At 71.3% G+C, this 25,476-nt stretch carries 27 protein-coding genes and 1 pseudogene; 18 read left to right on the top strand and 10 right to left on the bottom strand.

Features of this window, described 5'->3' with window-relative positions; all coding sequences use genetic code 11:
- Nucleotides 1-191 precede the first annotated feature (191 nt).
- From pyk to metG, 7 genes are all read left to right on the top strand, one after another.
- Nucleotides 192-1,949: a pyruvate kinase gene (pyk, locus tag EO776_RS03955; RefSeq protein WP_094519610.1), complete on the top strand. Its 1,758-nt coding sequence runs from the start codon at nucleotides 192-194 to the stop codon at nucleotides 1,947-1,949.
- 91 nt (nucleotides 1,950-2,040) lie between these two features.
- Nucleotides 2,041-2,331 carry a DUF7312 domain-containing protein gene (locus tag EO776_RS03950; protein WP_049932443.1) on the top strand — a complete coding sequence of 97 codons (291 nt, stop codon included), beginning with the start codon at nucleotides 2,041-2,043 and terminating at the stop codon, nucleotides 2,329-2,331.
- A gap of 151 nt (nucleotides 2,332-2,482) precedes the next feature.
- The gene (locus EO776_RS03945; protein ID WP_094519609.1) at nucleotides 2,483-3,109 is read left to right on the top strand and encodes an NfeD family protein; all 627 of its coding nucleotides are present in this window, start codon (nucleotides 2,483-2,485) and stop codon (nucleotides 3,107-3,109) included.
- 63 nt (nucleotides 3,110-3,172) lie between these two features.
- Nucleotides 3,173-3,916: a YIP1 family protein gene (locus EO776_RS03940; protein ID WP_049932439.1), complete on the top strand. Its 744-nt coding sequence runs from the start codon at nucleotides 3,173-3,175 to the stop codon at nucleotides 3,914-3,916.
- A 93-nt stretch (nucleotides 3,917-4,009) separates the two neighbouring features.
- Nucleotides 4,010-4,630: a dCTP deaminase gene (gene dcd / locus EO776_RS03935; protein ID WP_094519608.1), complete on the top strand. Its 621-nt coding sequence runs from the start codon at nucleotides 4,010-4,012 to the stop codon at nucleotides 4,628-4,630.
- The gene (locus EO776_RS03930) at nucleotides 4,627-5,541 is read left to right on the top strand and encodes a thiamine-phosphate synthase family protein (protein ID WP_089307948.1); all 915 of its coding nucleotides are present in this window, start codon (nucleotides 4,627-4,629) and stop codon (nucleotides 5,539-5,541) included. Before dcd ends, EO776_RS03930 begins: the two co-directional genes overlap by 4 nt.
- Nucleotides 5,542-5,861: 320 nt before the next feature.
- Nucleotides 5,862-8,012 carry a methionine--tRNA ligase gene (metG, locus tag EO776_RS03925; RefSeq protein WP_094519607.1) on the top strand — a complete coding sequence of 717 codons (2,151 nt, stop codon included), beginning with the start codon at nucleotides 5,862-5,864 and terminating at the stop codon, nucleotides 8,010-8,012.
- 28 nt (nucleotides 8,013-8,040) lie between these two features.
- On the opposite strand, the gene EO776_RS03920 is transcribed toward metG, so the two are convergent.
- Both EO776_RS03920 and EO776_RS19600 read right to left on the bottom strand, forming a co-directional pair.
- On the bottom strand, nucleotides 8,041-8,463 hold the full coding sequence (locus EO776_RS03920) for a VOC family protein (protein WP_086216203.1): 423 nt from the start codon (nucleotides 8,461-8,463) through the stop codon (nucleotides 8,041-8,043).
- 39 nt (nucleotides 8,464-8,502) lie between these two features.
- Nucleotides 8,503-8,628: a hypothetical protein gene (locus EO776_RS19600; protein WP_254921775.1), complete on the bottom strand. Its 126-nt coding sequence runs from the start codon at nucleotides 8,626-8,628 to the stop codon at nucleotides 8,503-8,505.
- 92 nt (nucleotides 8,629-8,720) lie between these two features.
- On the opposite strand from EO776_RS19600, the gene EO776_RS03915 reads away from it, so the two are divergent.
- Nucleotides 8,721-9,401 carry a 2,5-diamino-6-(ribosylamino)-4(3H)-pyrimidinone 5'-phosphate reductase gene (locus tag EO776_RS03915; protein WP_094519606.1) on the top strand — a complete coding sequence of 227 codons (681 nt, stop codon included), beginning with the start codon at nucleotides 8,721-8,723 and terminating at the stop codon, nucleotides 9,399-9,401.
- A gap of 270 nt (nucleotides 9,402-9,671) precedes the next feature.
- Complete coding sequence (locus EO776_RS03910; protein WP_094519605.1) at nucleotides 9,672-10,595, top strand: coiled-coil protein; 924 nt, start codon at nucleotides 9,672-9,674, stop codon at nucleotides 10,593-10,595.
- 132 nt (nucleotides 10,596-10,727) lie between these two features.
- Here EO776_RS03910 and EO776_RS03905 read toward each other — a convergent pair whose 3' ends face one another.
- A complete protein-coding gene (locus tag EO776_RS03905; RefSeq protein WP_094519604.1) occupies nucleotides 10,728-12,257 on the bottom strand; it encodes a uracil-xanthine permease family protein in 1,530 nt (509 codons plus the stop codon).
- A 154-nt stretch (nucleotides 12,258-12,411) separates the two neighbouring features.
- Between EO776_RS03905 and sppA the strand changes: the two genes are divergently transcribed.
- The 3 genes from sppA to EO776_RS03890 all read left to right on the top strand — a co-directional run bounded on the left by sppA (nucleotide 12,412) and on the right by EO776_RS03890 (nucleotide 15,448).
- A complete protein-coding gene (gene sppA, locus EO776_RS03900) occupies nucleotides 12,412-13,347 on the top strand; it encodes a signal peptide peptidase SppA (protein ID WP_094579992.1) in 936 nt (311 codons plus the stop codon).
- A gap of 42 nt (nucleotides 13,348-13,389) precedes the next feature.
- The gene (locus tag EO776_RS03895; RefSeq protein WP_086216206.1) at nucleotides 13,390-14,526 is read left to right on the top strand and encodes a DUF373 family protein; all 1,137 of its coding nucleotides are present in this window, start codon (nucleotides 13,390-13,392) and stop codon (nucleotides 14,524-14,526) included.
- A gap of 97 nt (nucleotides 14,527-14,623) precedes the next feature.
- Entirely contained in the window at nucleotides 14,624-15,448 is an 825-nt protein-coding gene (locus EO776_RS03890; RefSeq protein ID WP_094519603.1) for a shikimate dehydrogenase, read from the top strand.
- A 29-nt stretch (nucleotides 15,449-15,477) separates the two neighbouring features.
- Here the strand turns inward: EO776_RS03890 and EO776_RS03885 are convergent, their stop codons facing one another.
- The 4 genes from EO776_RS03885 to EO776_RS03870 form a co-directional block, all read right to left on the bottom strand.
- The gene (locus EO776_RS03885) at nucleotides 15,478-16,530 is read right to left on the bottom strand and encodes a hypothetical protein (protein ID WP_049932418.1); all 1,053 of its coding nucleotides are present in this window, start codon (nucleotides 16,528-16,530) and stop codon (nucleotides 15,478-15,480) included.
- Entirely contained in the window at nucleotides 16,527-17,012 is a 486-nt protein-coding gene (locus EO776_RS03880; RefSeq protein WP_049932416.1) for a FlaD/FlaE family flagellar protein, read from the bottom strand. Before EO776_RS03880 ends, EO776_RS03885 begins: the two co-directional genes overlap by 4 nt.
- 153 nt (nucleotides 17,013-17,165) lie before the next feature.
- Entirely contained in the window at nucleotides 17,166-18,002 is an 837-nt protein-coding gene (locus EO776_RS03875) for a phosphatase PAP2 family protein (RefSeq protein ID WP_049932413.1), read from the bottom strand.
- 122 nt (nucleotides 18,003-18,124) lie between these two features.
- The gene (locus EO776_RS03870) at nucleotides 18,125-18,634 is read right to left on the bottom strand and encodes a zinc ribbon domain-containing protein (protein ID WP_094519602.1); all 510 of its coding nucleotides are present in this window, start codon (nucleotides 18,632-18,634) and stop codon (nucleotides 18,125-18,127) included.
- Between the two features lie 146 nt (nucleotides 18,635-18,780).
- Here EO776_RS03870 and EO776_RS03865 point away from each other — a divergent pair, with 146 nt between their 5' ends.
- The 3 genes and pseudogenes from EO776_RS03865 to EO776_RS03855 all read left to right on the top strand — a co-directional run bounded on the left by EO776_RS03865 (nucleotide 18,781) and on the right by EO776_RS03855 (nucleotide 20,336).
- Nucleotides 18,781-19,650 (top strand): pantoate kinase, encoded by an 870-nt coding sequence (locus tag EO776_RS03865; RefSeq protein ID WP_049932410.1) that lies wholly within the window; start codon nucleotides 18,781-18,783, stop codon nucleotides 19,648-19,650.
- Nucleotides 19,651-19,662: 12 nt separating this feature from the next.
- Nucleotides 19,663-19,863 (top strand): annotated as a pseudogene (locus EO776_RS19745) (AbrB/MazE/SpoVT family DNA-binding domain-containing protein); the annotation flags it as partial.
- Entirely contained in the window at nucleotides 19,860-20,336 is a 477-nt protein-coding gene (locus tag EO776_RS03855; RefSeq protein ID WP_100050417.1) for a PIN domain-containing protein, read from the top strand. The pseudogene EO776_RS19745 and the gene EO776_RS03855, both read left to right, overlap by 4 nt.
- 4 nt (nucleotides 20,337-20,340) lie before the next feature.
- Here EO776_RS03855 and EO776_RS19280 read toward each other — a convergent pair whose 3' ends face one another.
- A complete protein-coding gene (locus EO776_RS19280; RefSeq protein ID WP_241897930.1) occupies nucleotides 20,341-20,511 on the bottom strand; it encodes a hypothetical protein in 171 nt (56 codons plus the stop codon).
- A gap of 196 nt (nucleotides 20,512-20,707) precedes the next feature.
- On the opposite strand from EO776_RS19280, the gene EO776_RS03845 reads away from it, so the two are divergent.
- The 3 genes from EO776_RS03845 to EO776_RS03835 all read left to right on the top strand — a co-directional run bounded on the left by EO776_RS03845 (nucleotide 20,708) and on the right by EO776_RS03835 (nucleotide 23,855).
- Nucleotides 20,708-22,099, top strand: a complete 1,392-nt coding sequence (locus EO776_RS03845; RefSeq protein WP_049932406.1) for a signal recognition particle protein Srp54 — start codon at nucleotides 20,708-20,710, stop codon at nucleotides 22,097-22,099.
- 92 nt (nucleotides 22,100-22,191) lie between these two features.
- Complete coding sequence (locus EO776_RS03840) at nucleotides 22,192-22,464, top strand: hypothetical protein (protein ID WP_049932405.1); 273 nt, start codon at nucleotides 22,192-22,194, stop codon at nucleotides 22,462-22,464.
- Nucleotides 22,465-22,613: 149 nt separating this feature from the next.
- Nucleotides 22,614-23,855: an MFS transporter gene (locus EO776_RS03835; protein WP_094495250.1), complete on the top strand. Its 1,242-nt coding sequence runs from the start codon at nucleotides 22,614-22,616 to the stop codon at nucleotides 23,853-23,855.
- A gap of 7 nt (nucleotides 23,856-23,862) precedes the next feature.
- Here EO776_RS03835 and EO776_RS03830 read toward each other — a convergent pair whose 3' ends face one another.
- Together EO776_RS03830 and EO776_RS03825 are read right to left on the bottom strand one after the other, a co-directional pair.
- Nucleotides 23,863-24,882: a hypothetical protein gene (locus EO776_RS03830; protein ID WP_094519600.1), complete on the bottom strand. Its 1,020-nt coding sequence runs from the start codon at nucleotides 24,880-24,882 to the stop codon at nucleotides 23,863-23,865.
- Between the two features lie 73 nt (nucleotides 24,883-24,955).
- Nucleotides 24,956-25,378, bottom strand: coding sequence for a DUF2237 family protein (locus tag EO776_RS03825; RefSeq protein ID WP_049932401.1), 423 nt, complete (start codon nucleotides 25,376-25,378; stop codon nucleotides 24,956-24,958).
- Nucleotides 25,379-25,476 lie beyond the last annotated feature (98 nt).

Here is a 25,476-nt window from a genome sequence, read left to right as displayed (position 1 = left end):
GCGGCGACCGACCCTCCACCGTTCCGATCGCTCGGCGATACGTACTCGACTGCGGAGCGACCGCGAGCGCCGGCAGAGCCCCGGTCGCGGGCTCCGTGTCCGGGACCCGCGAGGGACCGTTCTTCACGAACGTTCACTCGGGAGCGACTCAACCGGGTGCCTTTTTCAGCCGCTACGCCGAACCCGGCGGTATGCGAAACGCCAAGATCGTCTGTACGATCGGTCCCGCCTCGGACGACCGGGACACGATCCGCGGCCTCGCCGACGCGGGGATGTCCGTCGTCCGACTCAACGCCAGCCACGGGACGACCGACCACCGGGAGACGGTGATCGAGCGCGCCCGCGCCGTCGACGACGAGATCGACGACCCGCTCGCGGTGATGGTCGACCTGAAGGGGCCGGAGGTCCGCACCGCCGAGATCGACGACCCGATCGCGCTCGCCGAGGGCTCGGAAGTGAGCTTCCTCGAAGGCGACGACGCGACGCCCGAGCGCGTCGGGCTCACCCACTCGATCGGGGCCGCCGAGCCGGGCGACACGATCCTCCTCGACGACGGCCGGATCGAGTGCCGCGTCGAGCGCGTCGACGGCGAGTCCGTGGTCGCGACGGTCGTCTCGGGCGGCAAGCTCGGCTCCCGGAAGGGCGTGAACCTGCCGGGCGTCGCCATCGACGTGGACCTGATCACCCCGGAAGACGAGGCCGAACTCGACCTCGCGGCCCGGACGAACGCCGACTTCGTGGCGGCCTCGTTCGTGCGCGACGCGGACGACGTGTACCGGATCGCCGACGAGCTGGAGGCGCGCGGCGGCGACGACATCCCGATCGTCGCGAAGATCGAACGCGCCGGGGCGGTCGAGAACCTGGAGGGGATCGTCGACGCCGCCGACGGCGTGATGGTCGCCCGCGGCGACCTCGGCGTCGAGTGCCCGCTTGAGGACGTGCCCGTGATCCAGAAGCGGATCATCCGGACCTGCGTCAACGAGGGCGTCCCCGTCATCACCGCGACGGAGATGCTCGACTCGATGGTCTCCTCGCGGCGGCCGACCCGCGCGGAGGCCTCCGACGTGGCGAACGCCGTCCTCGACGGCACCGACGCCGTGATGCTCTCCGGCGAGACCGCGGTCGGCGAGGACCCGATCAACGTCGTCGACACGATGGACCGGATCGTCCGGCAGGTCGAGTCTAGTGACGAGTACGCGGAGACGCGCGAGCAGCGCGTCCCGACCGCCGAGGAGGGCTCCCGGACGGAGGCGCTGGCGCGGTCGGCGCGCTACCTCGCGCGCGACATCGGCGCCTCCACGGTGGTCGCGGTCTCCGAGTCGGGCTTCACGGCGCGAAAGACCGCGATGTTCCGCCCGGGCGTCCCGGTCGTCGCGACGACGCCGAACGACCGGGTCCGCCGACAGCTCGCCCTCTCGTGGGGAGTCCGACCGGTGTTGACCGAGTACGCCAACGACATGGAGTCGATCCTCGACAACGCGGTCGACGCCGCGCTCGACCGCGGCGGCGCGGCGTCCGGCGACACCCTCGTGGTCCTCTCCGGGATGCTCACCGAGCTGGAGGGGACGAACACGACGAACACCCTGAAGGTCCACGTCGCCGCGGAGACGCTCGTGACCGGGAAAGGGGCCGTGGCCGGCCGCGTGGCCGCCCCGGTCCACCGGACCGAGGACGGCGACCTCGACGCGCTCCCCGAGGACTCCGTGGTCGCGCTGGGGCCCGAGTTCAACGGGGAGTTCGGCGGCGACCTCGACCGGATCGCCGGCATCGTCGACGCCCGCGAGGGGATGACCGGCTACCCCGCCGTCGTCGCCCGCGAGCTGGGCGTCCCGATGGTCTCCGGCGCCGCCCTCCCCGAGTCGGTCGCCGACGGGGCCATGGTGACCGTCGACGGCGAGCGCGGCGTCGTCTACGACGGCGACGTGCTCCGCGCGGCCCGCGAGCGGTAAGTACCGGCGACGCCCGCGACGCGACCGCCGCGCTCGGTCCGGGACCGACGCGCCCGCCAGCCATTTATTACGGAGTCGCGTACGAGGTCGTATGAGCGACGAATCCGGCGACGGTGCCCGCGACGGAGACTCGGCCGTCGAGGCCGGCGACGACGCCGTCACCGGCGATCGGAGCCGAGCCAACGACGCGGGCGAGAAGGGCCCGGACGGCGGGACCGAGTGGCGCTTCTCGGTCGACGACGTGGGGCCGGACGGGGTCACCGAGGACACCGCCACCCCGGCGGACGAACCGATCGAGCCGGGCGACATCACCCTCGAACACGCGGCGTTCGTCGTCCTCGGCGTCGCCCTCACCGTCGGCACCTTAGTGGTCGGACTCTGAGTCGGACGCCGCGGGGAGACCGGACGAGGAGCGTCGAGAGCGTCCGAGCGACGAGCGGCGAGACGGCCCGAGGGGAGAGCGTCAACGGCTCGTCGGACGCCGCGCGACCGCGCGCACCACCACTTATCAGGCCGCGGCCGTAGGACCGAACATGAACGCGCTGGCACAGTCCGGACTCCTCTCGCCGGACACCCTCCCCCTCCTGCTGTTGACCGCGGGGCTGCTGCTCTCGATGGCGGAGGCGCTCGCGCCGGGGGCGAACTTCATCGTCGTCGGCATCGCGCTCATCGGCGCCGGGCTCGGCGGGCTGGCGCTGACCTCGCTCGGCGTCGCCGGCGCCCTCCTCACCCTGTTCATGGCGCTGCTGACGCTCGTGTTCGGTGCGGCTGCCTTCTACGCCTACCACGAGTTCGACTTCTACGGCGGGAAGGGGCAACAGCAGACCAGCGACAGCGACTCCCTGAAGGGGAAGACCGGAACCGTCACGGAGCGCGTGACGCCCACGGGCGGCGAGGTGAAACTCGCCGGCGGCGGGTTCAACCCACACTACTCCGCCCGGTCGATGGAGGGGACGATAGACGAGGGCGAGGAGGTGATGGTGGTCGACCCCGGCGGGGGGAACGTCGTCACCGTGGAGTCGCTGGGGTACGTCGAGGACGACATCGACCGCGAGCTGGCGGCCGACCGCGCGCGGAAGGCCGCGGCGAGCGAGGCCGAGCGGGAGGCGGACGCGGCCGAAGAGGACGCCGACCCGGAGGCCGAACTCGAACGGGAGTGACGCGGTCGGCGGCGGCGCGTTCGACCGAAAAAGCACTTGTGTGTCGCCCCGGATCGCTTGGGCGTGCCCTCCCCGCTCGCCGTCCTCACGAGTCCGATCGGTAGCGTCCTCGACCGCGTCCGCGACGCGTTCGACTCTCCCCGCGCCGGGACCGTCGCGGTCGCGATGCTGGTCGTCGTCACGATCGGCACCAGTGTCGGAATCATCGCGCTCGGGGCCGTCTTCGACGCGACGGTCGACCAGCAGATCACGGTCGACAACCCGGATCGCCCCTCGGAGTCGACCTGCGAGACCTTCGGCGACGACCCCGACTCCGCGTTCGCAGAGGAGTGTGACGAGCCGAAGCAAATCGAGGTCGACGCGGGCGAGGAACTGAGCGACGCCGCGAACGGCTACATCCACTACGGGCTGCTCGGCGTCCCGATCTGGTGGGTCGCGTTCGCGCTCGCGCTCCACGTCGGGGCGCTCGTCGCGGGCGGCTCCGGCTCCGTCGGCGACTCCTTCGTGATCGCCGGGTGGGCGATCGGGGCTGAACTGCTCCGGCTCGGCGCCGGGATCGTCGCGATCTGGTACACGCTCTCGAACGCGGCGCCCGCGGGGTCGTCGTTCGAGGCGCTCACGACGGACCTCGTCGCCGCGATCACGAGCGCGACGGGGCCGCTGCTGGTCGCGTCCGCGGTAGCGATCGCGATCCAGTGGGTCGTGGTCGTCGGCGGGCTGGAGGCCGTACACGACCTCGACCGCGGCCCCGCGGCGGGGGTGGCGACGTTCTTCGCCGCGATCGCCCTCCTGATCGCGGCGGTCTGAGCGCTCCCAGAGCGGTCGGCCCCGGGCGTCGGTTCGAGCGCTCGGAGCCGCCGATTCGGGAGTTTTTAAGCCGCCGGCGCTCCCCCTCTCGGTATGATCCTGTCCGACGCAGACATCCTCGACCGGCTCGCCGAGGGCGACCTCGCGATCGAGCCGCTCGACGACGTCGACCAGCAGGTCCAGCCCGCCAGCGTGGACCTGCGGCTCGGCGAGCGGTTCCTGGAGTTCCAGCGCACCAACATCCCCTGTATCCACCCGACAGACGCCGGCGAGGTGAGCGAGTACGTCACCGAGACGACCGTCGCCGAGGGCGACGAGTTCATCCTCCACCCCGGCGACTTCGTCCTCGGGACGACCGCCGAGCGGGTCAAGATTCCGGACGACCTCGTCGCGCACGTCGAGGGGCGCTCTTCGCTCGGGCGACTCGCCATCGTCGTCCACGCCACCGCTGGGCTGTGCGACCCCGGCTACGAGGGGCAGATTACCCTCGAACTCTCGAACCTCGGGACCGCCCCGGTCGCGCTCTCGCCCGGAATGCGCGTCTCGCAGCTCACCTTCACCGAGCTGAAGCGGCCCGCGGACCGGCCGTACGGCGCCGAGCGGGGCTCGAAGTACCAAGGACAGGACGGCCCGCAGGCGTCGCGGATCGGCGACGATCCGGAGTTCGCCAACGATAGCCGCACCGATGAAGCGGCCGGAGGTGACGGGCGATGAGGTTCATCGAGGAGGTCGTCGTCGACGAGTTCCTGCCGACCGTCCGCTCGATGCTCGCGGAGGACCTCCGCGACCGCGGGTTCACCCAGAGCGAGGTCGCCGACGCCCTCGGCATCTCGCAGTCGGCGGTCTCGAAGTACGCCGCCGGCGACGTGGCCAGGCACGAAGACATCGTCGCGGACGAGCGCGTGCGCGACCTCGTCGAGCGCGTCGGCGAGGGGCTCGCGAGCGGCGACCTCACGCCCGTGGCCGCGCTCGTCGAAATCGAGGTGCTGATCCGCCAGCTGGAGGAGGGCGACCTGCTCGCCGACCTCCACGAGGCGGCGATGCCGGGGCTCGCCGACGCCGACGTGGAGTTCTCGGTCCACGACCCGGACAGCGGGCTCCGCGAGCGCGAGCGCGTCCTCACCTCGGTCCGGCGCGGGCTCCGCACCCTGACGAACGCCTCCGGCTTCGCCGGGCTCATCCCGAACGTCGGCGCGAACGTCGCCGAGTGTACCGACGACGCCGCCACGGTCGACGACGTGGCCGCGGTCCCGGGCCGGCTCGTCGACGTGAAGGGCCGCGCGATGGTGCCCGGCGAGCCGGAGTTCGGCGTGAGCGAACACGTCGCGACGGTGCTGCTCGCGGCGCGCGAGGCCGGGTCCGGCGTCCGGGGCGCGGTGAACCTCCGGTACGACCCGGAGACGGTCGCGGCGCTCGGCGAGTCGCACCCGACCGTCGAGTTCGACGCCGAGCGCGAGACCCGCGAGGCGGTCGCCGACGCGGTCGCGGCCGCCGACCGCTCGGCGGACGACGAGGCGGAGACGCTCGTGGCGTACCAGACCGGCGCGGTCGGCGTCGAGCCGATCGTGTACGTCCTCGCGCCGACCGCGGCCGAGGCGGCGCGGATCGTCCGCGGCCTGCTGTGACGCGGGGCAGGTCGTCCGCGACCGACCGTGACCCCGTCACGGGCGACGGGTTTTAGACCGGACCGTCCAAATTCACGGGCGTGACACGGACACGGCGGTCCGGGATGCGGACGCGCTCCTTCTAGCGGCGGGCGGATCCGTCGCGGCGGCGACGGCCGGTAGCGCGGCCGACGCCGGCGCGGCGGCGAATCCCGCCGCCCTTCCGCAGCGCCCGGACCGTCGACCCGGCCGCGGTGTGACCAGTTCCCGAGCCGGCCGCGACGGCCCAGAACCAGCGGGCTTTAGACCCGATCGACCGACATACGACATACACACACCACATGAGCCACGACGACTTCCCCACGGCCGACCCGGCGGTGGTGACCTGTGGGCTGCCGTACGCCAACGGCGACCTCCACATCGGTCACCTCCGCACCTACGTCGGCGGCGACGTGTACAGCCGCGCGCTCGAACGACTCGGGCAGGAGACCGCGTTCGTCTCCGGCTCCGACATGCACGGCACGCCGGTCGCGGTCAACGCCGAGCAGGAGGGCGTCTCCCCGGAGGCGTTCGCGCTCGACTGGCACGAGCGCTACGCGGAGACGTTCCCGAAGTTCAACGTCGAGTTCGACAACTACGGCCACACCCACGACGAGACGAACACGGCGGTGACTCAGGAGCTCGTCCGCGACCTCGACGAGGCGGGCCACCTCTACGAGAAGGAGATCATGGTCGCGTACGACCCCGTCGACGACCAGTACCTCCCGGACCGCTACGTCGAGGGGACCTGCCCCTACTGCGGCGCGCACGCCCGCGGCGACGAGTGCGACGAGGGGTGCCAGCGCCACCTCGAACCCGGCGAGGTCGAGGACCCCGAGTCGACGATCACCGGCAACCCGGCGGAGTACCGCGAGCGCACCCACCAGTTCTTCGCGGTCTCGGAGTTCGCCGACTACCTCTCCGACTTTCTCGACCGGCTGGAGGGCACCTCGAACGCCCGCAACCAGCCTCGCGAGTGGATCGAGCAGGGGCTCCAGGACTGGTGTATTACCCGCGACATGGACTGGGGGATCGACCTGCCCGGCGGGAACCCGCAGGACCTCGTCCTCTACGTCTGGGTCGACGCCCCGATCGAGTACATCTCCTCGACGAAGCAGTACTCCGAGCGCGTCGGCGCGGACGCGTTCGACTGGGAGGCGGCCTGGAAGGAGGGCGCCAGCGACGACCACCCCGAGGGCGGCGAGATCGTCCACGTGATCGGCCGCGACATCATCCAGCACCATACGATATTCTGGCCCGCGATGCTGGAGGCGACCGACCACGCGGAGCCGCGCGCGGTGATGGCGAGCGGGTTCGTCACCCTCGACGGGAAGGGGTTCTCGACCAGCCGCGACCGCGCGGTCTGGGCCGACGAGTACCTCGACGAGGGGTTCCACCCGGACCCGCTGCGCTACTACCTCGCCACCAACGGCGGGTTCCAGCAGGACGTGGACTTCTCGTGGGAGAAGTTCGCCGAGCGCGTCAACACCGAGCTCGTGGGGACCGTCGGCAACTTCCTCTACCGCTCGCTGCTGTTCGCCCACCGCAACTTCGAGGGCGGCCCCGACGCCGACGCCCCGAGCGACGACGTGGCGGCGCGGATCGACGAGGCGGTCGACGACGTGGCCGCCGCGGTCAACGACTACTCCGTGCGGGCGCTGGGCGACGCGGTCACCGACCTCGCGCGGTACGGCAACGAGTACATCCAGCGCAACGAGCCGTGGAAGCTCGTCGACGAGGCCCCCGACGAGGCGGAACAGGTCATCTACGACTGCGTCGCGCTCGCGAAGGCGATCGGGGTCCTCTTCGAGCCGCTGGGCCCCGAGAAGAGCGAACGACTCTGGGAGCAGCTCGGCGAGCCCGGCTCCGTCCACGAGACCACCGTCGAGGCGGCACGGGAGGGCCCGGCGGGCGACCTGAGCGAGCCGACTGAGCTGTTCGAACAGATCGAAGACGAGCGCGTCGAGGCGCTCAACGAGAAGCTCGAAGCGCGCGTCGCCGAGGCGGAAGCGGACGACGGCGACGAGGAGCGCGACGACGACGCGGACGCGACCGACGACGACGGAACCGACGCGAACGCCGACGAAGCCGACGCCGACGACACCGACATGACCGACATCGAACCCCTCAGCGACGACCGCATCAGCTTCGACGACTTCCAAGAACTGGACATCCGCGTCGGGCGGATCGAGGACGCGGTCGGGATCGACGGCGCCGACGAGCTGCTGAAGCTCACCGTCGACCTCGGCGCGGAGACCCGGACGATCGTTGCGGGGCTCAAGCAGCTCCACGACGTCGACGACCTGCCCGACACGAAGGTGATCGTGCTCGCGAACATGGAGAAGGCGGAGCTGTTCGGCGTCGAGTCCAACGGGATGGTCCTCGCGGCCGGCGAGGAGGCCGACCTCCTCACCACCTACGAGGGCGCCGGACCGGGCACGAAGGTGAAGTGAGGCGACGGACCGGCCGGCGCAGCGCCGCTCAGGCGTCGAGCACTTCTATCAGGTTCCCCTCGGGGTCCCTGACGAACAGGACGGTGGTCCCGCTCTCGGTGGTCCGAGGCGGGCTCAGCGTCTCCACGTCGTCCGCGAGGCCGTCGTAGAACGCCTCCACGTCGTCGACGGAGAGGCCGAGGTGCGTCGCCCCGGGACGGTTCAGCTCCGGCGGGTCGGGGCTCTCCTCGCCGACCGGCTCGTATTCGACGAGCTCGACTATCGAGCCGCCGGCGTCGAGGTGGGCGAACTCGGCCGACGCGTCCTCGACGGCGACCGCCTCGGCGAAGGCGTCGCCGCCGACCGCGAACTCGGCGACGAGGTCGAGGCCGAACGTCTCGGCGTAGAAGTCGACGGCGCGGTCCAAGTTGGCGACGGTGATCCCGACGTGGTGGGCGGTTGGGTCGGACACGGGTAGGCGCTCGGCCGGCGCCGGGGAAACCGTGTCGCCTCAGAGCCCGAACAGGCGAGCGACGAGGCCGGCGAGGACGACCAGCGCGCCGAGAACGAACGTCCCCGGGAGCGGGAGAACGAACAGGAGCGCGCCGACCAGTATCAGGAGCGTCGAGGTCCGCATCACCGTCGTTTCGGCGTCGCGACCGATATACCTTCGGACGAGCGACCCCCCGGGACCGAAACGACCATTCCGCCGCCGGCCGACCCTCCGGTATGCACGTGGTCGTCAACGCGGCCCAGAGCGTCGACGGGAAGCTCGCCACCCGCCGCCGGGAACAGCTCCGGATCTCCGGCCCGGAGGACTTCGACCGGGTCGACCGGGTCAGGGCGGCCGCGGACGCGGTGCTCGTGGGCGTCGGCACCGTCCTCGCGGACGATCCGCACCTCACCCTCGACGAGGAGGACCGTCGCGTGGGGCGGCTCCAGAACGGGCGACCGGGCGACCCCGCGCGCGTCGTGGTGGACTCGACCGGGCGGACGCCGACCGACGCCCGAATCTTAGACGACGCGGCGACGACGTACCTCCTCGTCTCGGCCGCGACCGACCGCGACCGGCGGAGCGAGCTCGCCGACGCCGGCGCGGAGGTGATCGTCGCCGGCGAGGAGCGCGTCGACGTCGCCGAGGGGTTCGAGACGCTCGCGGACCGCGGTGTCGACCGGCTGATGGTCGAGGGGGGCGGCGAGGTGATCTTCTCGTGTTTCGAGGCCGGCCTCGTCGACGAACTCCACGTCTACGTCGGCTCGTTCGTGATCGGCGGCCGCGACGCGCCGACGCTGGCGGACGGGGCCGGGTTCACCGAGGAGTTCCCCGACCTGACGCTCGCGGAGACGGAGCGGTTCGACGACGGGATCGTCCTCTCGTACGAGGTCGGCGGTGGCGGCGGCGAGTCGTGAGCAGGGGGACGCGAGGCGAGTCGTGAGCAGGGGGACGCGGCCCGGGGCGTGTGAACGGTAACCACGAAATCGCGGAGTACACGCGCCGTGCCACCGGTGTACACGAAAATCACCGAAGTATTTATATGCCGTCCGCAGGTAGTTGCGGGTACCAGAACGCCTCTGGCGCTGGTGGAATCGCACGCTGAAATGAACGGGAGTTCTTGCAGACGGCCCGACGCACCACAGCGAGCGTCCGCTATCGCCGGAGCGGTGATGGAGAGATAACAAATGGTAACGAAAGAAGAAGTCATCGAGCAGTACGACGTGGAACCGATGGACGAGGCGGACAACGTGGACCTTTCTGAGGACGACTTGGACAACGGCTCCAAGGGGCAGCTCATCAAACGCGCCGGGCAGCTGCGAGACCGACGCAACGAGCTGAACCAGATGGCGTCCGAGCGCGCCTCCAAGCGCGACGACCTCAACGCGAAGACGCGAGAGAAGGTCGACGAGGCCCAGGAACACCGCGAACAGCGCGACGAGCTCAACGAGCAGGTCCAGGAGCACAAGGACAAGCGCAACGAGCTCAACGCCGAGGCCAACGAGCTGTTCGACGAGGTCGAGGAGCTCAAACAGGACCTCGAACTCGGCTCCGGTAAGTCCATCGAGGAGCTCGAAGAGGAGATCGAGGACCTCGAGTTCCGCCAGCAGACCGAAGTGCTCGACGCCGAAGACGAGCGCGATCTCATCGAGAAGATCGACGACAAACGCGAGAAGCTCGCCGAGAAGAAAGAGAAGGTCGACGACACGAGCGAGCTCGACGACCTCGTCGAGGAGGCCGAGGAGGTCCGCTCCGAGGCGTCCCAGCACCACCAGAAGGTGACGGAGCTCGCGGACAAGGCCCAGGAACACCACAACCAGATGATCGAGGCCTACCGCGAGGCCGACGACATCCGCGACGAGGCCGACGAGATGCACGAGCTGTTCGTCGAGGCCCAGGAGGCGGCCGACCGCCACCACGAGGACTTCGTCCGCGTCCAGAAGCGCCTGCGCGAGCTCGACAAGAAGGAGGAAGAAGAGCGGGAGGACGAGCGCGCCGAGAAGCGCGAAGAGGAGAAGGAAGAGGCCGAGGAGATCTATCAGAAGTTCAAGGAGGGCGAGACGCTCGACACCGAGGACCTGATGAAGCTCCAGAAGACCGGCCTCCTGTAAGCCGGGCGACGCGACCTTTCTGCGGTTCTTCTGCGACGCGCCGAGCGACGGGTCCGTCGCCCGCCACGCGCAGGTCGACGGGGGTCCGCCGAGGATTGGCGATCCCGACCGAACGGCTCGGCTCGACGCCGTTCAGTCGGTGCGCGTCGGCTCGTCCTCGGCGACGAAGCGGTCGTACGCAGATGTGAACTCCGCGTCCGCCTCGGTCGCGTCCTCCCACGCGGTGAGGCCCCGCTCCGCGGCCGTTCCCGGGATCGAGTTGTCGAGGAGGAACGCCACGACCCCGCCGACCGCCATCCCCGTCGACCCGATGACGTAGACCGTGTTCGCGACCACGTCGGCCCCGAGGAGCGGGCCGAACAGGAAGACCTCGACCAGCCCCTGCTGGAGGGCGTCCGCGCCCCCGACGCTCCGCATGTACTCCGGGACGGCCAGTCCGGTGAACATCGCGATACCGACGACGAAGATGTTGCGCGAGGAGTCGAGGTCGACGTACTTGAGGTTCGAGAGCCCGACGCCGACGATCTGGGCGAACATGGCGATGTAGAGTCCGCCGATGATCGGGCTCGGGACGGTGGCGACGAGCTGGCCGAAGTAGCCGACGAACCCGACGAGGATCATGAGCGCGGCGCCGATCTGGACGACGTACCGCGAGGCCACGCCGGTGAGACCGATGGCGCCGACGTTCTCGGAGTACGAGGTCGACCCGCCGGTCCCCATCACCCCGGAGAAGACGTTCATCAGCCCCTCCATCCCGATCCCGTGCGTCATCCGCTCGCTGCTGGGGGCGCCCATGCCGGAGAGCCGGGCGACGGCGTGGTAATCGCCGATGGACTCGACGATCGAGGCGGCGACGCCGGCGAGCATCCCGATGACGAACGCCGGCGTGACGCTCGGCACGCCCCACTGAAGCGGGTAGACGAGGTGAACTGGGTCGGCGGCAGCGACGCTCGCCAAGTCGACGTAACCCGGCGTCTCCGGTCCGAAGACGCCGAGAACCGAGAGGGACGCCGCGAGTACCCACGCGACGACGATGCCGAGGAGAACCGGAAACAGCTGGAACAGCTTGGACCGCGCGCCGAGGTACTGCGAGAACAGGACGATGGCGACCAGCGTCAGGCCGACGAGCCACCAGTTCTGATCGGCCGTGGTGATCTCGGGGGCGTTGAACAGGGAGAGACCGATGAGGACGATGACCGGGACGATGACGACCGGCGAGAGACCCTTCCGCAGTCGACCGACGAGGCCGAAGTAGCCGACCGCGACCTCGGCGAGCGCGGCGACGATGATCGCGCCCTGAAGCTGTAACAGGGCGGCCCGCCAGGCCTCGATGCCGGCCGGCGGGTTCGCCGTCACGACGCCGATGACCGCGAGCGCGGGCGCGAGCATCGAGAACGGCGCGCCCTGAACGATCGGGTAGCGGTTGCCGAACGTCGTCTGCGCGAGCGTCGCGATCCCCGACACGACGAAGAACGTGCCGACGAAGCGGGGGATGACCGACTCCGGCATGCCCATCGCGCCGGCGAGGATGAGGGGCACGGCGATGTTCGCCCCGACCATCGTGAGGTAGTGTTGCGCGCCCAGCAGAAGCGACCTCCCGAGCGGTGGTCTGTCGTCGATGCCGTACCGAACGAACGCGTCGTCGTCCTCGTTCCCTCCCATTCCTGTGGCGTTCATCGACGCAGGGGTACAAAAATTCGGCCCTTGGCGGGCGCGGGTCGGCCCGTTGGGAGGTACGGTGCTGTGCCGCGGTAGCTCCGCGACGCGCGTCGGCCGGCGACAGTATATATAAACGGTCCCGCGCCTAACCGACGGTATGGACGACGCGCCGGCGAACGGACGGAAGGGATTGCTCGTGGCCGCCGCGGTGGGCGCGGCGACGACGATCGCGGGCCGAGCGGTGCTCTCGCGGCTCACCGGCGGGCGGTTCGGTGACGCCGACGAGTACAACGCCGCGAAGGTGACCGTGTCGGGGCCGATCAGGCGAAGTCAGGGGCGACCCTCGCCGCTTTCGGGCCCCGGCGGCGCGACCGCCGACGACGTGGTCGAGCAGATCGAGGCGGCCGACGACGACGAGGACGTCGAGGCGCTGCTCGTCGAGCTCAATACGCCCGGCGGCGAGGTCGTCCCGAGCGACGACATCCGGCGGGCCGCCGCCGCCTTCGACGGGCCGACCGTGGCGTACGCGACCGACACCTGCGCCTCCGGGGGGTACTGGATCGCGAGCGGCTGCGACGAGCTGTGGGCACGCGACGCCAGCCTCGTCGGCTCCATCGGCGTCGTCGGCTCCCGACCGAACGCGAAGGGGCTCGCCGACAAGCTGGGGATCTCCTACGAGCAGTTCACCGCCGGGGAGTACAAGGACGCCGGCGTCCCGCTGAAGGAGATCGAGGAGGAGGAACGCGAGTACCTCCAAGGGATCATCGACGGCTACTACGAGCAGTTCGTCGAGACCGTGAGCGAGGGGCGCGACATGGACCCCGAAGAGATCCGGGAGACCGAGGCGCGCGTGTACCTCGGCGACGACGCCGCGGAGATCGGGCTCGTCGACGAACTCGGGACCGAGGACGACGTGGAGGACCGGCTCGCGGAGCTGATCGGCGCGGAGCCGGAAGTGCGCGAGTTCACGCCGGAGCGCGGACTGGCGGAGCGGCTCGGTATCGGCGCCGAGCGGGTCGCGTTCGCCGCCGGGAGCGGCGTCGCGGACGCCTTCGTCGACGACGGCGGCGACATCGACGTGGAGTTCCGCTAGCGACGGGGAGGATTTTTGTCCGGTCGCGGTGTGAGTCGACACGTGACGACGCTGGTCATCTGCGTCGACCGCTCCGGGGCGATCGGCCGCGCCACCAACGTCCCGATGCCGGTCGCCGGCTGGGAGGCCGTCCGGTCGCTGGTCACGGACGCCGGGCTGGACGACCCCGAGGACGCCAGCGTGAACTGCCTGCTGGAGTCGCTTCGCGTCGCGCGCGACCTCAGGGACGAGCGCGAGGAGTCGGTGGTGGCGGTCGTCTCCGCCGAGAGCGACACGGCGGTCGGCGCCGACCGCTCTATCGCCTCCCAGCTCGACGACCTCGTGGAGCGGTACGACCCGCGGGCCGCGATCGTCGTCGTCGACTCCGCCGAGGACGAGCGCGTCCTCCCGGTCGTGGAGTCGCGGGTCCCCGTCGACTCCGTCGACCGCGTCGTCGTCCGGCAGGCCCGCGACATCGAGTCCACCTACTACCTCCTCAAGCAGTTCCTCGCCGACGAGCAGCTGCGGTCGACGGTGTTGGTCCCCGTCGGGGTCGCGCTGCTCCTCGTGCCCGCGCTGTTCGCCTGGTTCTCCGCGGGCGAGGCGGTCGCGGGCGTCGCCGGGCTGCTCGGCGCCGCGCTGCTGTACAAGGGGCTCGCGATCGACCGGCTGATGGCGGGGATGCCCGAGCGCGTCCGCGAGGCGCTGTACGCCGGACAGGTGTCGGTCGTGACGTACGTCGTCGCCGGGGGGCTCGCCCTGGTCGGCGGCTTCTTCGGCTTCCTCGCCGCCTCGGAGCTGGCCCCCGGATCGCCCCGGCTCGTCGAGGTCGTGGAGTTCACCTTCGTCGCGGTCCCGTGGTTCGCGGTCGCCGGCGTGACCGCGGCCGTCGGGCGGCTGCTCGACGAGCTGATCCGCGACGAGGGGATCCGGACGCCGTACCTCAACCTCCCGTTCGTCATCGCCGCGGTGGCCCTCGTCGTCCGCGGGTTCGCGGGCTACTTCCTCGCCCAGGAGGCGATCCGGCAGCCGCTGTCGGCGTACGGGATGGCGATGACTCCGGTCCAGCAGCTGGCGGCGTTCATCGTCGGCGGAATCGTCGTGTCGCTCGTCGGCGTCAAGGTCGCCAGCGACGTCGGCACCGAGACCCTCGAAGACGTCATCGACGCGGACCGAGACGCCGAGGGGCAGCGCGAGTAGACGGCCGGACGAGACGTTCAGCCGCGAGGGCACGGGTAGACCGCGGACGCGTCGTCCGACCGACCGCCTTTTGTCGGTCGCGGCCGCGGGGGCGGGCATGGACGTTTACGGACTGATCGGGAACCCGGTCGAGCACTCGCTGTCGCCGTCGCTACACGAGGCGGGCTACGAGGCGCTCGGCCTCGACGCGCGGTACGTCACCTTCGAGCCGGACGCCGACGCCGCGGCCGCGGCGATCACGGGCGCGGCCGACCTCGGAGTGGCGGGGCTCAACGTCACGGTGCCGTTCAAGCGCGACGCCCTCGACGCGGTCGACGCCGCCCCGCTCGCCGCGCGCATCGGCGCGGTCAACACGGTCGACTACGGGCCGGTCCGGGCCGGCGAGGCCGACCGGCCGCGCGGCCACAACACGGACGCCGCCGGGGTGACCCGGGCGCTCGCGCACCACGACGTGGCGGTCGACGGGCGAGACGCGCTCGTCGTCGGGGCGGGCGGCGCGGGACGGGCGGCCGCGTTCGCGCTGGCCGACGCGGGCGCGACGGTCCACGTCGCGAACCGCACCGCGGAGCGGGCCGTCGAGCTGGCCGACGCGGTTCCGGACGCGACCGGCGGCGGCCTCGACGACCTCGGTGAGCGCGTCGCCGCCGCGGACCTCCTGGTCAACGCGACGAGCGTCGGAATGGAGGCGCCCGACGAGACGCCCGTCCCCGCGGAACACCTCCACGGGGACCTCGCGGTCCTCGACGCGGTGTACGCGCCCGTCGAGACGCGGCTGCTGCGGGAGGCCGCCGCCGCGGGCGCGACGACCGTCGACGGCGCGTGGATGCTGCTGTATCAGGGCGTCGAGGCGTTCGAGATCTGGACCGCCGAGGACGCGCCGGTCGACGCGATGAACGCGGCGCTGCGGGCTGCGTTGGAGTAAGGAAGGGTTCGGGACGGGAGGTTCGCCGCTCAGACCAGCCGTTCCGCGATCCGCGCCGCGCCCTCCGCGGCCGCGGTCGCGGGGCTGTCGGGGGAGACGACCTCAACGTCGCGGTCGAGCTCCTCGGCGAGGCGCTTCTCGAACTCCTCGGTGAGCCCGGGGATACACGCCATGCCGCCGGTTGCGGCGAGGGGGCGCCCGAGCGCCAGCTGGTATGGTTTCATGTGGTCGTTCGCGAGCTCCGGGAGGAACTCGTTGGCGACGACGTCGACCGCCTCGTCGATGTACCGGTCGACCGGCTCGCGGACGCCCCGGTCGACGGTGAACTCGTGGCTTCCGCCGCCCGGCTGCTGGATCACGTCTGTGAACGGCTCGAAGTCGTACACGTCCGCGTGCTCCTCTTTATACTCGCGGGCGGTCGTCCGGTCGATGTGGACGCGGCCCTGGCTCTCCTCCTCGACGGCGGCGACGATCCGGCGGTCGACCTCGTTACCCGTCACCGAGCCGGTCGAGAACGGCGAGAGCTGCTCGCCGCGCCGGTAGGCGCACGCCTCCATCGTCGTCGACCCGAGGTTCACCGAGACGAACACCTCGTCGATCGCGTCAAGGTCGTCGCCGTAGGCGGGGATCGCCCCGCACAGCGACTCGGGGTAGCTCCGGGTCTCGACCTGGCCGATGGAGGAGCCCTCGATCACCGACTTGAGGTTCTCGACGCCCGCCTCGTTGTCGATGGTCGGCACCGCGTAGACGACCGCGCTGTCCTCGGGCACGTCGTAGGCATCTACGATGGCCTCGAAGAAGCGCTCTGCGTCCGCGACGCTGTCGTCGTCCTCGGGGAGGCCTGACCGCAGCATGAAGCGCACGCGGTCGGGGTACTCGACCGCGGCCTCCTCGCCGAACAGCACCTTTTCTTCGCCGGTGATGGCGTCCTCGTAGGTCGCCAGACAGGTCAGCACCGAGTGGCGCTCCCGTCCGCCCCGCCCGTCGGGAACGTCGAGCACCGTTCGGGTGCTGCCGAGTTTTACGCCGACCGCTGCCGATTCGTCCGATTCGTTGATGTCCGTGGATTCGTCGTCGCTCATTGGTCACTCGCACACGAAGCGATCCGGACGATGGAGACGAGACTGATCCGGTGGTCCGCCGGCGTGAACGGCCGGTCGCGCGTCGGGGCGTCGAACCCCTCCAGCCGGCGCGTCAGCGCCGCGACCGCGTCGTCGCCGACCCAGTCGAGCTCGCCGTAGTAGGACAGCACGTCCCGGCTCCGCACGTGGCCGCCGACGTCGACGAGGTAGCCGAGCCACTCGCCGATCTCGCGTTCCGCCGCGGGCGACGCCGGGATCGCCGTCAGGTACGGCCGATCCGCGGGGTCGTCGCCGTCGAACCGCGCACCACGCTGACGCTGGAGCAGCTCCGTGAACGCGGCCGAGCGCGCCGCCTGCTCGGCTCGGTTCCGGTTCGGCCGCCGGAGCGCCCGCTCCCGAGGCGCCCCGTCCGCACCGTCTCGCGGCGCGTCCGCGATCCGGCGCAGCTCCCGTACGTCGTATCGTCGTGGATTCAGACTCATGTTTCCGTCCGTCGTTCGCGTCCGTACCCGAATCCTCACGGCGGGGTCATATGATAGTTAGGCCTCGGTTATCAGCGGTGAGAAACGTCGTGGTGGCACGACCGGCGCCGGGAGCGCTCGCCGCGCGCTCGTGCGCGGACCGTGTGCGGCCGCTCAGTCGACGACGCGGTTCGCGAGCGCGACGCTGCCGGCGGCGAGTGCGGTCCCGGCGACCACGTCGGTCGCCCAGTGGATCCCGAGGAACATCGTCGCCACCACGATGCTCGCGGTGAGGAACGCGGCCACTGGCGTCCACCGCGGGAACTCCTCGTGGGTAAAGACGGCCGCGAGCAGCACCGTCACCGACAGCGCGGTGTGAAGCGAGGGGAAGACGTTCGTCTCGACGTTCACTCGCGCCGTCAGCCGCGTCACGCCGCGGAACCAGTCGAGGAGGAGCGGCTCGACGCTCGCGGCGCTCTGGTCGGCACCGGGCACGTCGCGGTAGCTGCGCGGACCGTACGCGACGACCCCGGCGTAGCAGGCGATCGCGAACGCGTAGTTGACCGCGTACGCCGCGATCAGTCGCTTCAGCGGTCGCAGATTCCGGGCGAACGCGTACGCCACGAGCGGGAACGAGAGCAACACGACGTAGCCGACGACGTATATCGGTCCGAAGTAGTACACCGCGGCCCGCGGGATCGCGTCCTGTATCGCGGCCACGAGGTCGCCCTCCACAGCGTAGATGGCAGTCGTCGCGCGGTAGCCGTACTCGAACGAGAACGCTTCCAGCCGTCGAAGCAGGCCCTTGTTGACGGCGAGCACGAGCGCGAGTCCGCCGACGTACGGCGCGATTCTGCGCGCGCGCTCGCGGAGCAGTTCGCGGTCCGCGAGGACGCTCCGGACTCGATCGCGGCCGACACACGCCGGTAGCAGCGCGGCGAACGCGGCGACCACGGCGGCGAGGACGACGCCGAGGAGCCGGAGGAACTCGACCGGGAGTTGCTCGATCATCGACTACGTCTCACCCGTCATCCGTCGGTACGAGGCCAGGACCGGACCGGTATTACTCCCTCGGTAGCGGTGGGTCGGTCCGCGTCTCCGACGACCGCCGCGCTCCGCACCGCCCCGTCGACTCAGTCCGACTCTGCCCACGGGAGCGGCTCGGTACACCAGTGACAGAATTCGAGGTCGGCGTCGATCTCCTTGCCGCAGTTGGGACAGGTCACGTCGACGGACTCGCCGTCCTCGCCGCTCACGGCCGCGACCGGCGCGGCGTGACCGGCTCCCGCCCCGTCGTCGCCGTCGGCGCGCTCGACCTGACGCCGCATCGCCTCGGCGGTGGCGGCGCGCTCGCGCTCCGCGACGACGGTCCGGCCGACGAGGTACGCGTCGAGCGCCGACAGCAGCGACAGGAGCGCGATCGGCAGCGCCACGTCCGGGGGGACCGCGGCCGACACCGCCGCGGGGTCGGCGAGAGGGTCGACCGGTTCGACGTCGTACAGGGCAAACAGCGCGACGCCGCCGCCGATGATCGTCAGGTGCCACAGCAGCGCCCGGCCCCACCGGCGCAGCGAGAGGTGGCCGAGCCCCGGGAGGACCAGCGCGAGCACGGCGGCGAGGACGGGACGCAACTGGCTTCGCATACGGCCCGGGTTCGATCGGCCCGTACTTAGGCCTGCGGTGTCGCACCGAGCGACCGCGGCCGGGCGGTCGCTCTCGTCGCGCGGACGCCCCGGGGATCCCGTCGCGGATAACAACCGTTAATCGCCGCCCGGTCGTCGGCCGCGACATGAGCAGCCAGCGGGCGACCGCGTTCGTCCCGGGTCACGTCACCGCCTTCTTCAGCGCGCACCGCGACGACGACCCGACCGTCGCCGGGTCGCGCGGCGCGGGCGTGACGCTCACCGACGGCGTGACGGTCCGAGTGTCGGCGGCGGACGACGGGGACACGGTGGCGGACGACGCCGCCGCTGGGGAGACGACCATCGACGGCGAGGTCGGTTCGATCGGCGCGGTCGACGACGTGCTCGCCGAACTGGACGCGACCGCCGCCGACGTGGCGGTCGAGACCGACCTCCCGATCGGCGCGGGCTTCGGCGTCTCGGGCGCCGCGGCGCTCGGGGCCGCGCTCGCGGCGAACGACGCGTTCGACCGGGGGCGCTCCGAGAACGAGCTCGTCCGCGTCGCCCACGCCGCGGAGGTCGACCGCGGGACCGGCCTCGGCGACGTGGTCGCGCAGGCGCGCGGCGGGGTCCCGGTCCGGCTCGAACCCGGCGCGCCGGGCGTCGGCGAGCTCGACGGTGTGCCGGCGAGCGCGCGCGTCGAGTACGTCACGTTCGGCGAGCTGTCGACCGAGGAGGTACTCGGCGGCGACACGGACGCCCTCTCGGCGGCCGGCGAGGACGCGCTCGACCGGCTTCGGGCGGACCCGCGGCTCCCGACGCTGATGGACGCGGCCCGCGGATTCGCCGGCGAGGCTGATCTCCTCGTTCCCGAGGTGGCCGAGGCGATCGACGCGGTCGACGCGGCCGGCGGCGAGGCCGCGATGGCGATGCTCGGCCGCACCGTCTTCGCGCTCGGCACCGGGCTCTCCGACGCGGGCTACGACCCCGAGGCCTGCCGGATCGACGCCGCGGGCGCGCGGCTCGTTGACGACTGAGGGCGCCTCGGATCCGAGTATCGGCTCCAGAAGCGGGCGACGACCACAGAAGACGGCGACGACCTCTTCGAGAAGCATCGCGGCAGCGCCGACAGCAACGAGACGATGCCGGAGCGGATGCGTCGACTCCGCGGCGAGTACCCGCGAGAGGTCGATGGCCCACCAGAAACCGACGAGGGTTCCGACGGCGGGACGACGGGTGCCGACCCGTGACGACGGCGGTCGACACGAACGCGTTCCTCGGGCTGCTGTACGACGACGAACGCGCTGACGCAAGCGGGGCGGCGCTCAGGCGCGCGTATCGAGACGGAGCGGTCGTTGCCGCGCCCGTCGTCTACGCCGAACTCGCGGCCGACGGCCGCTTCGCATCGGCCGCCGACCTCGATCGCTTTCTCGCGGACTTCAGCGTCGACGTGACCGAACCCTCGCGCGAGGCGCGCTTCGCCGCGGGCGAGCGGTTCCGGGAATACGTGGACCGCTGTCCGGACGGAATCCAGTGTCCCGCGTGCGGTGAGAAGCGGTCCGTCGACTGCGAGGCGTGCGGCAAGTCGCTCTCACCGCGCCAGCACGTCGCCGCCGATTTCCTCATCGGCGCGCACGCCGCAGTCGACTGCGACGGACTGGTCAGCTTCGACGAGGAGTTCTACTCGACGTACTTCCCGTCGCTGACCGTGTCTCCCGCATGATCGGTTACCGGGTTTCGTCCGGAAAGAGGTCCCGCAAGTCCGGGTGTTCGCGGGGTTCGATCGGCGGTTCTTGACTCCGGGCCGCGGACGGATCGGAGGCGATCCGGTCCCGGATCCGTTGCCACTCCTCGTGGCGACACAGGACGTTCACCGTAATCTCGTCGAGTTCGAACACGGACGCGACCGCCGCCCGGTGGAACCCCTCGCACAGTTGTATCTCCCCGTCCCGTCCGATCGCGACGACCGGTACACCGCCGTCTCTCGAAGCCGCTCTCTCCCGTCGAGGTCCCAGTCGCTGCCCTCGACGCGGCCTCCTCGCAGCGCCCGCCGACGAACAAAGCTTTACCGCGTCGCCTGCCTAGCTCCGGCAAATGGTACTCGACGACCTCGGCACGTCCCTGCGGAGCAGCCTCGACAAGCTCCAGGGGAAGTCCCGACTCTCCGAGAGCGACGTCGAGGAGATCGTCAAGGAGATCCAGCGCTCCCTGCTGTCCGCCGACGTCGACGTCTCCCTCGTGATGGAGCTGTCGGACTCGATCAAGTCCCGCGCGCTCGAAGAGGAGCCGCCGGGCGGCACCACGGCGAAGGACCACGTCCTCAAGATCGTCTACGAGGAGATGGTCGAGTTGGTCGGCGACTCGACCGAGCTCCCCTTAGAAAACCAGACGATCCTCCTCGCCGGCCTCCAGGGGTCGGGGAAGACGACCTCCGCGGCGAAGATGGCGTGGTGGTTCTCGAAGAAGGGGCTCCGGCCCGCGGTCGTCCAGACCGACACCTTCCGGCCGGGCGCGTACGACCAGGCGAAGCAGATGTGCGAGCGCGCGGAGGTCGACTTCTACGGGAACCCCGACAACGACGACCCGGTCGACATCGCCCGCACCGGCCTCGAAGAGACGGCCGACGCGGACGTTCACATCGTCGACACGGCGGGGCGGCACGCACTCGAAGACGACCTCATCGCGGAGATCGAGGAGATCGAAGGCGTTGTCGACCCCGACCGCTCGCTGCTCGTCTTGGACGCCGCGATCGGGCAGGGCGCGAAGGAGCAGGCCCGACAGTTCGAGGAGTCGATCGGCATCGAGGGCGTCGTGATCACCAAGCTCGACGGGACCGCGAAGGGCGGGGGCGCGCTGACCGCGGTCAACGAGACCGACTCCTCGATCGCCTTCCTCGGGACCGGCGAGACGGTCCAGGACATCGAGCGGTTCGAGCCGTCGGGGTTCATCTCCCGGCTGCTCGGCATGGGCGACCTGAAGCAGCTCTCCGAGCGCGTCGAGCGCGCGATGCAGGAGACCCAGGAGGAGGACGAAGACTGGGACCCCGAGGACATGCTTCAGGGCGAGTTCACCCTGAAGGACATGAAACGGCAGATGGACGCGATGAACAAGATGGGGCCGCTCGACCAGGTGATGGACATGATCCCGGGGCTCGGCGGCGGGATGATGGACGAGCTCCCGGACGACGCGATGGACGTCACCCAAGACCGGATGCGCCGCTTCGAGCGCATCATGGACTCGATGACGGAGGAGGAGCTCGAGAACCCGCGCGTCGTCGGCCAGTCGCGCACGGAGCGCATCGCCCGCGGCTCGGGCACCGACGAGGAGACGGTCCGGCAGCTGCTCGAACAGCACTCGATGATGGAACAGACGATCAGCCAGTTCCAAGGGATGGGCGAGGGCGACATGCAGCGCATGATGAAGAAGATGGGCGGCGAGGGCGGCGGCCTCGGCGACATGATGGGCGGCGGCAAGGGCCCGTTCTGAGCGGCGCCGCGAGGCGGTTCCCGTGCGGCTGTCCGCTCCGCCCGGTCGGGGCGACGACAAAACACTTCTGACGGGGGCGAGTTGAGGCCGGCGTGACCGTGCGCGACGTGGTGACCGACAACCTCGGATACGCCCTCCTCGGCGGTCCGGCGGTGGCCGTCCTCTCGGGGCTCGCCGGGGCGTCCGCCCTCGGGACGGCTGGCGGCGTCGCCTGCGGGACGGCGGCGTACGGCCTCGGGTGGGTGCTCGCGGTCCGCCGGTCGACGGGAGACGCCGAACCGCCGTCGGACGCCGACGAGGCCGACGGCCGTCGCGAGGGCGAGCTAGAGGCGCAGAAGGGGTCGTACGGCGGCGGTGGCGGATAGCGCCCGCGCCGGCGTTCGCCATCGCGGCGGCAGGTAACGCGGCACGAGTACAGAGAACGCAACGCGGCGACGGGAGCCCACACGCCGCGCGACCGCGGGCCGCCCGACGCTTCAGACCTTTTATGCCGTCGACCGGGCAAGAACGCCCGATGCGCTCCCGTCGAATCGGCGAGTACGACGCCCTCCTCCTCGTCTCGCTCGTCTGGTTCCTCGGGAAGTTCGTCCGGTACCTCTTCCCGCCGCTGTTCGAGTCGATCCGGGGCGCCTACGGCGTGAGCAACGCGACCGTCGGGACCGCGTTCACCGGCTTCATGATCGTGTACGCGCTGTTACAGTTCCCGAGCGGTGCGGTCGCGGACCGGGTGGGTCCGGTACGGGTGATCGTCGCCGGCGCGCTCGTCGCGGGCGCGGGGTCGCTCGCGTTGGTGGTCGACGCCCCCTTCGCCGCGCTGGTGGCCGCGATGCTCGTCATCGGCGCGGGGACGGGCGTCCACAAGACCGTCTCGGTGCGGCTGATCGCCCGCGTGTACCCCGCTCGCACCGGGCGGATGCTCGGCGCGCACGACACGCTCGGCGCGATGGGCGGGGTCGCCGCGCCCGCGGTCGTCGTCGCCGTCCTCTCGGCGCCGCCCGCGCTCGCGGCCGTCCTCGCGCGCCTGCCCGGCGCCGACTGGCGCGCCCCCTTCCTGCTCACCGGGACGCTCGCCGTCGCGCTCGCGGCCGTCGCCGCGGTCCGGCTCGCCGGATCCCCGGCGGCGACGGGGGCGGCGGACGAGGGCGACGACGGCGGCGATCCGGGGGCGCGCGACTACCTCCGGCTGTTCGGGGACGCCCGGTTCGCGGCGTTCGTCCTCGTGACGGTCGGCTTCTCGTTCGCCTACAACGGCCTCGTCGCGTTCCTGCCGCTGTACCTCTCCGAGGCGGTCGAGCTCACGAGCCCGACGGCGAGCCTGCTGTACTCGCTCGTGTTCGCGATGACGCTCGTCCAGCTCGTCACCGGCGATCTCTCTGACCGCGTCGGCCGCTTCCCCGTGATGGTCGCCACGCTCGGGCTGGCGGCCGCGACGCTCGTCGCCCTCGTCTCGCTCCCCGCGCTCGGCGGCGGCGCGCTCGCGGCCGGCGCGGTCGTCGCCGCCTTCGGCCTCGGGTCGCACGGCTTCCGCCCGGTCCGGGGCGCCTACCTGATGGAGCTGCTCCCCGAGCGGCTCGCCGGCGGCGGCCTCGGCGTGGTCCGGACGCTGCTCATGGGGGCCGGCGCGCTCGCGCCGAGCGCGGTCGGCGTCGTGGCCGACGCCGCCGGGTTCCGCCCGGCGTTCGCGCTGCTGGCCGTGTCGATGGGGGTCGCGGCGGCCGTCGCAGCCGGGCTCTGGCTGACCGAGTCGAGGGAGTGACGGCCGCTCACGCCTCGCCGTCGGTCTCGCGCAGGATGAACGGGCCGACTGAGAGGGTGCGCTTCGTCACCGTCGCGATCCGGAGGATGTAGGCTAAAAGCAGCGCGAACGGGACGAGCGAGACGGCGGCTGCGAGCGCCACCCAGAACGCGACGGCCTCGACGCCGAGGATAGACCCGGCGTAGCGCTCGGCGTCGAAGAAGGCGACCATCGCCGCCGCCGTCAGCAGCGCCGGGACGGCGGACACGAGCATCCGCCGCGAGAGGTCGATCAGCTCCCACTGGAAGTACAGCGTCTTGAAGTGTTCACGGGCGGGGCCGAACAGCCGCAGCGTCTCAATCAGGTCGTCGAGCGCCGCCGCCGCGGTCTCGTTCAGCGCCTCGCCGTGGCGCTCGCGGAGCCGCCGGGCCGCGAACAGCTTCCACGAGTAGTTGAAGTCGAGGACCGCCGATATCACCTCGAACGCGCCGAACTGAGCCCCGTCGAGCCCGTCCGTCGTCCGGACAGCGTTCTCCGCGACGGCGTCGGTCAGGTCGTCGGTCGCCCGGGCCAACTCCGCGTCGGTCGTCCCGGAGACGGCCTCGCGGAGGGCGGTCGCGCGGTCGCTCGCCGTCCGGACGAGCGCGCCGAGGAACGCCGCCGGCTCGGCGGGGCTGACCGGCTCGCCGAGGACGGCCGCCGCGTCGTCCCGGAACGCCATCGCGCCGTCCATGCGCTCGCGCTGGTCGCCGACGGCGCCGAGCTCCTGTGAGAGCACGAGCTGGTTCAGCGTGAGCACGAGCGTGACGCCGGTGATCGTGGCCGTGAGGAGCCCTTGGAACAGCGTGTCGACGGAGTCGCCGCCGCGGAGGGTCTCGGCGGCGCCGGGCAGGACGGCCCCGGCCGCCACCAGTCCGAGGAAGACGAGCGAGAGGATGACGGCCGTGACGAGCCGTCGGTCGGCGTCGAGCAGGAGCCACAGCGCGACGCGGCTCCTATCGGCGCGCTCGCGGACGCTGTCGTCCGGCGCGTCGCCCGTCTCGGCCATGTCTCGGAGTCCCGGGCCGGGGCGAAAAAGCCTCCGGGGTCGCCTCCGAACGCCGCCCCGGCGCGCGCCCACCTCAGTCGAGCGTTCCGGGATCGAACGCCGCCGGGTCGAACTCGTGCTCGCGGAGTCGGTCGGGATCGACCGCGCGCAGCACGGACTCGTCCGTCGCCTCGAGGACGACCGGCGGGGCGACGCCCGCCTCGGCGGCCTCCAGCCACCGGCCGACGCAGAGGCACCAGCGGTCGCCCGGCTCCAGCCCGGGGAACTCGAACTCGGGGCGGGGCGTGATCAGGTCGTTGCCGCGGTCGCGGCTGTACCGAAGGAACTCGGCCGTGACGACCGCACAGAGCGTGTGCTCGCCGGCGTCGCCGTCCACGTCGCGACAGTGTCCGTCCCGCAGGTAGCCGGTCGTCGGGTCGCGGCCGCAGGGGGCCAGTTCGCCCCCGAGGACGTTTCGGTCCGCCGTGCCGTCGGCGCCGCCGTGGTCGCTCGACATACTACCGGGTTCGGTCTCGGTCGGAATAAGCGACCGGTCGACGTGGCCCGCGGACGGCGCCGATCGCGGGCGTTCGCCCGGCGGTATAAGTGCCGTCC

This window comes from Halorubrum ezzemoulense (genome assembly GCF_004126515.1).
Taxonomy (GTDB): domain Archaea; phylum Halobacteriota; class Halobacteria; order Halobacteriales; family Haloferacaceae; genus Halorubrum; species Halorubrum ezzemoulense.
The sequence above is the reverse complement of the archived record's forward strand: the minus strand, read 5'-3'. Positions and strand labels throughout refer to the sequence as shown.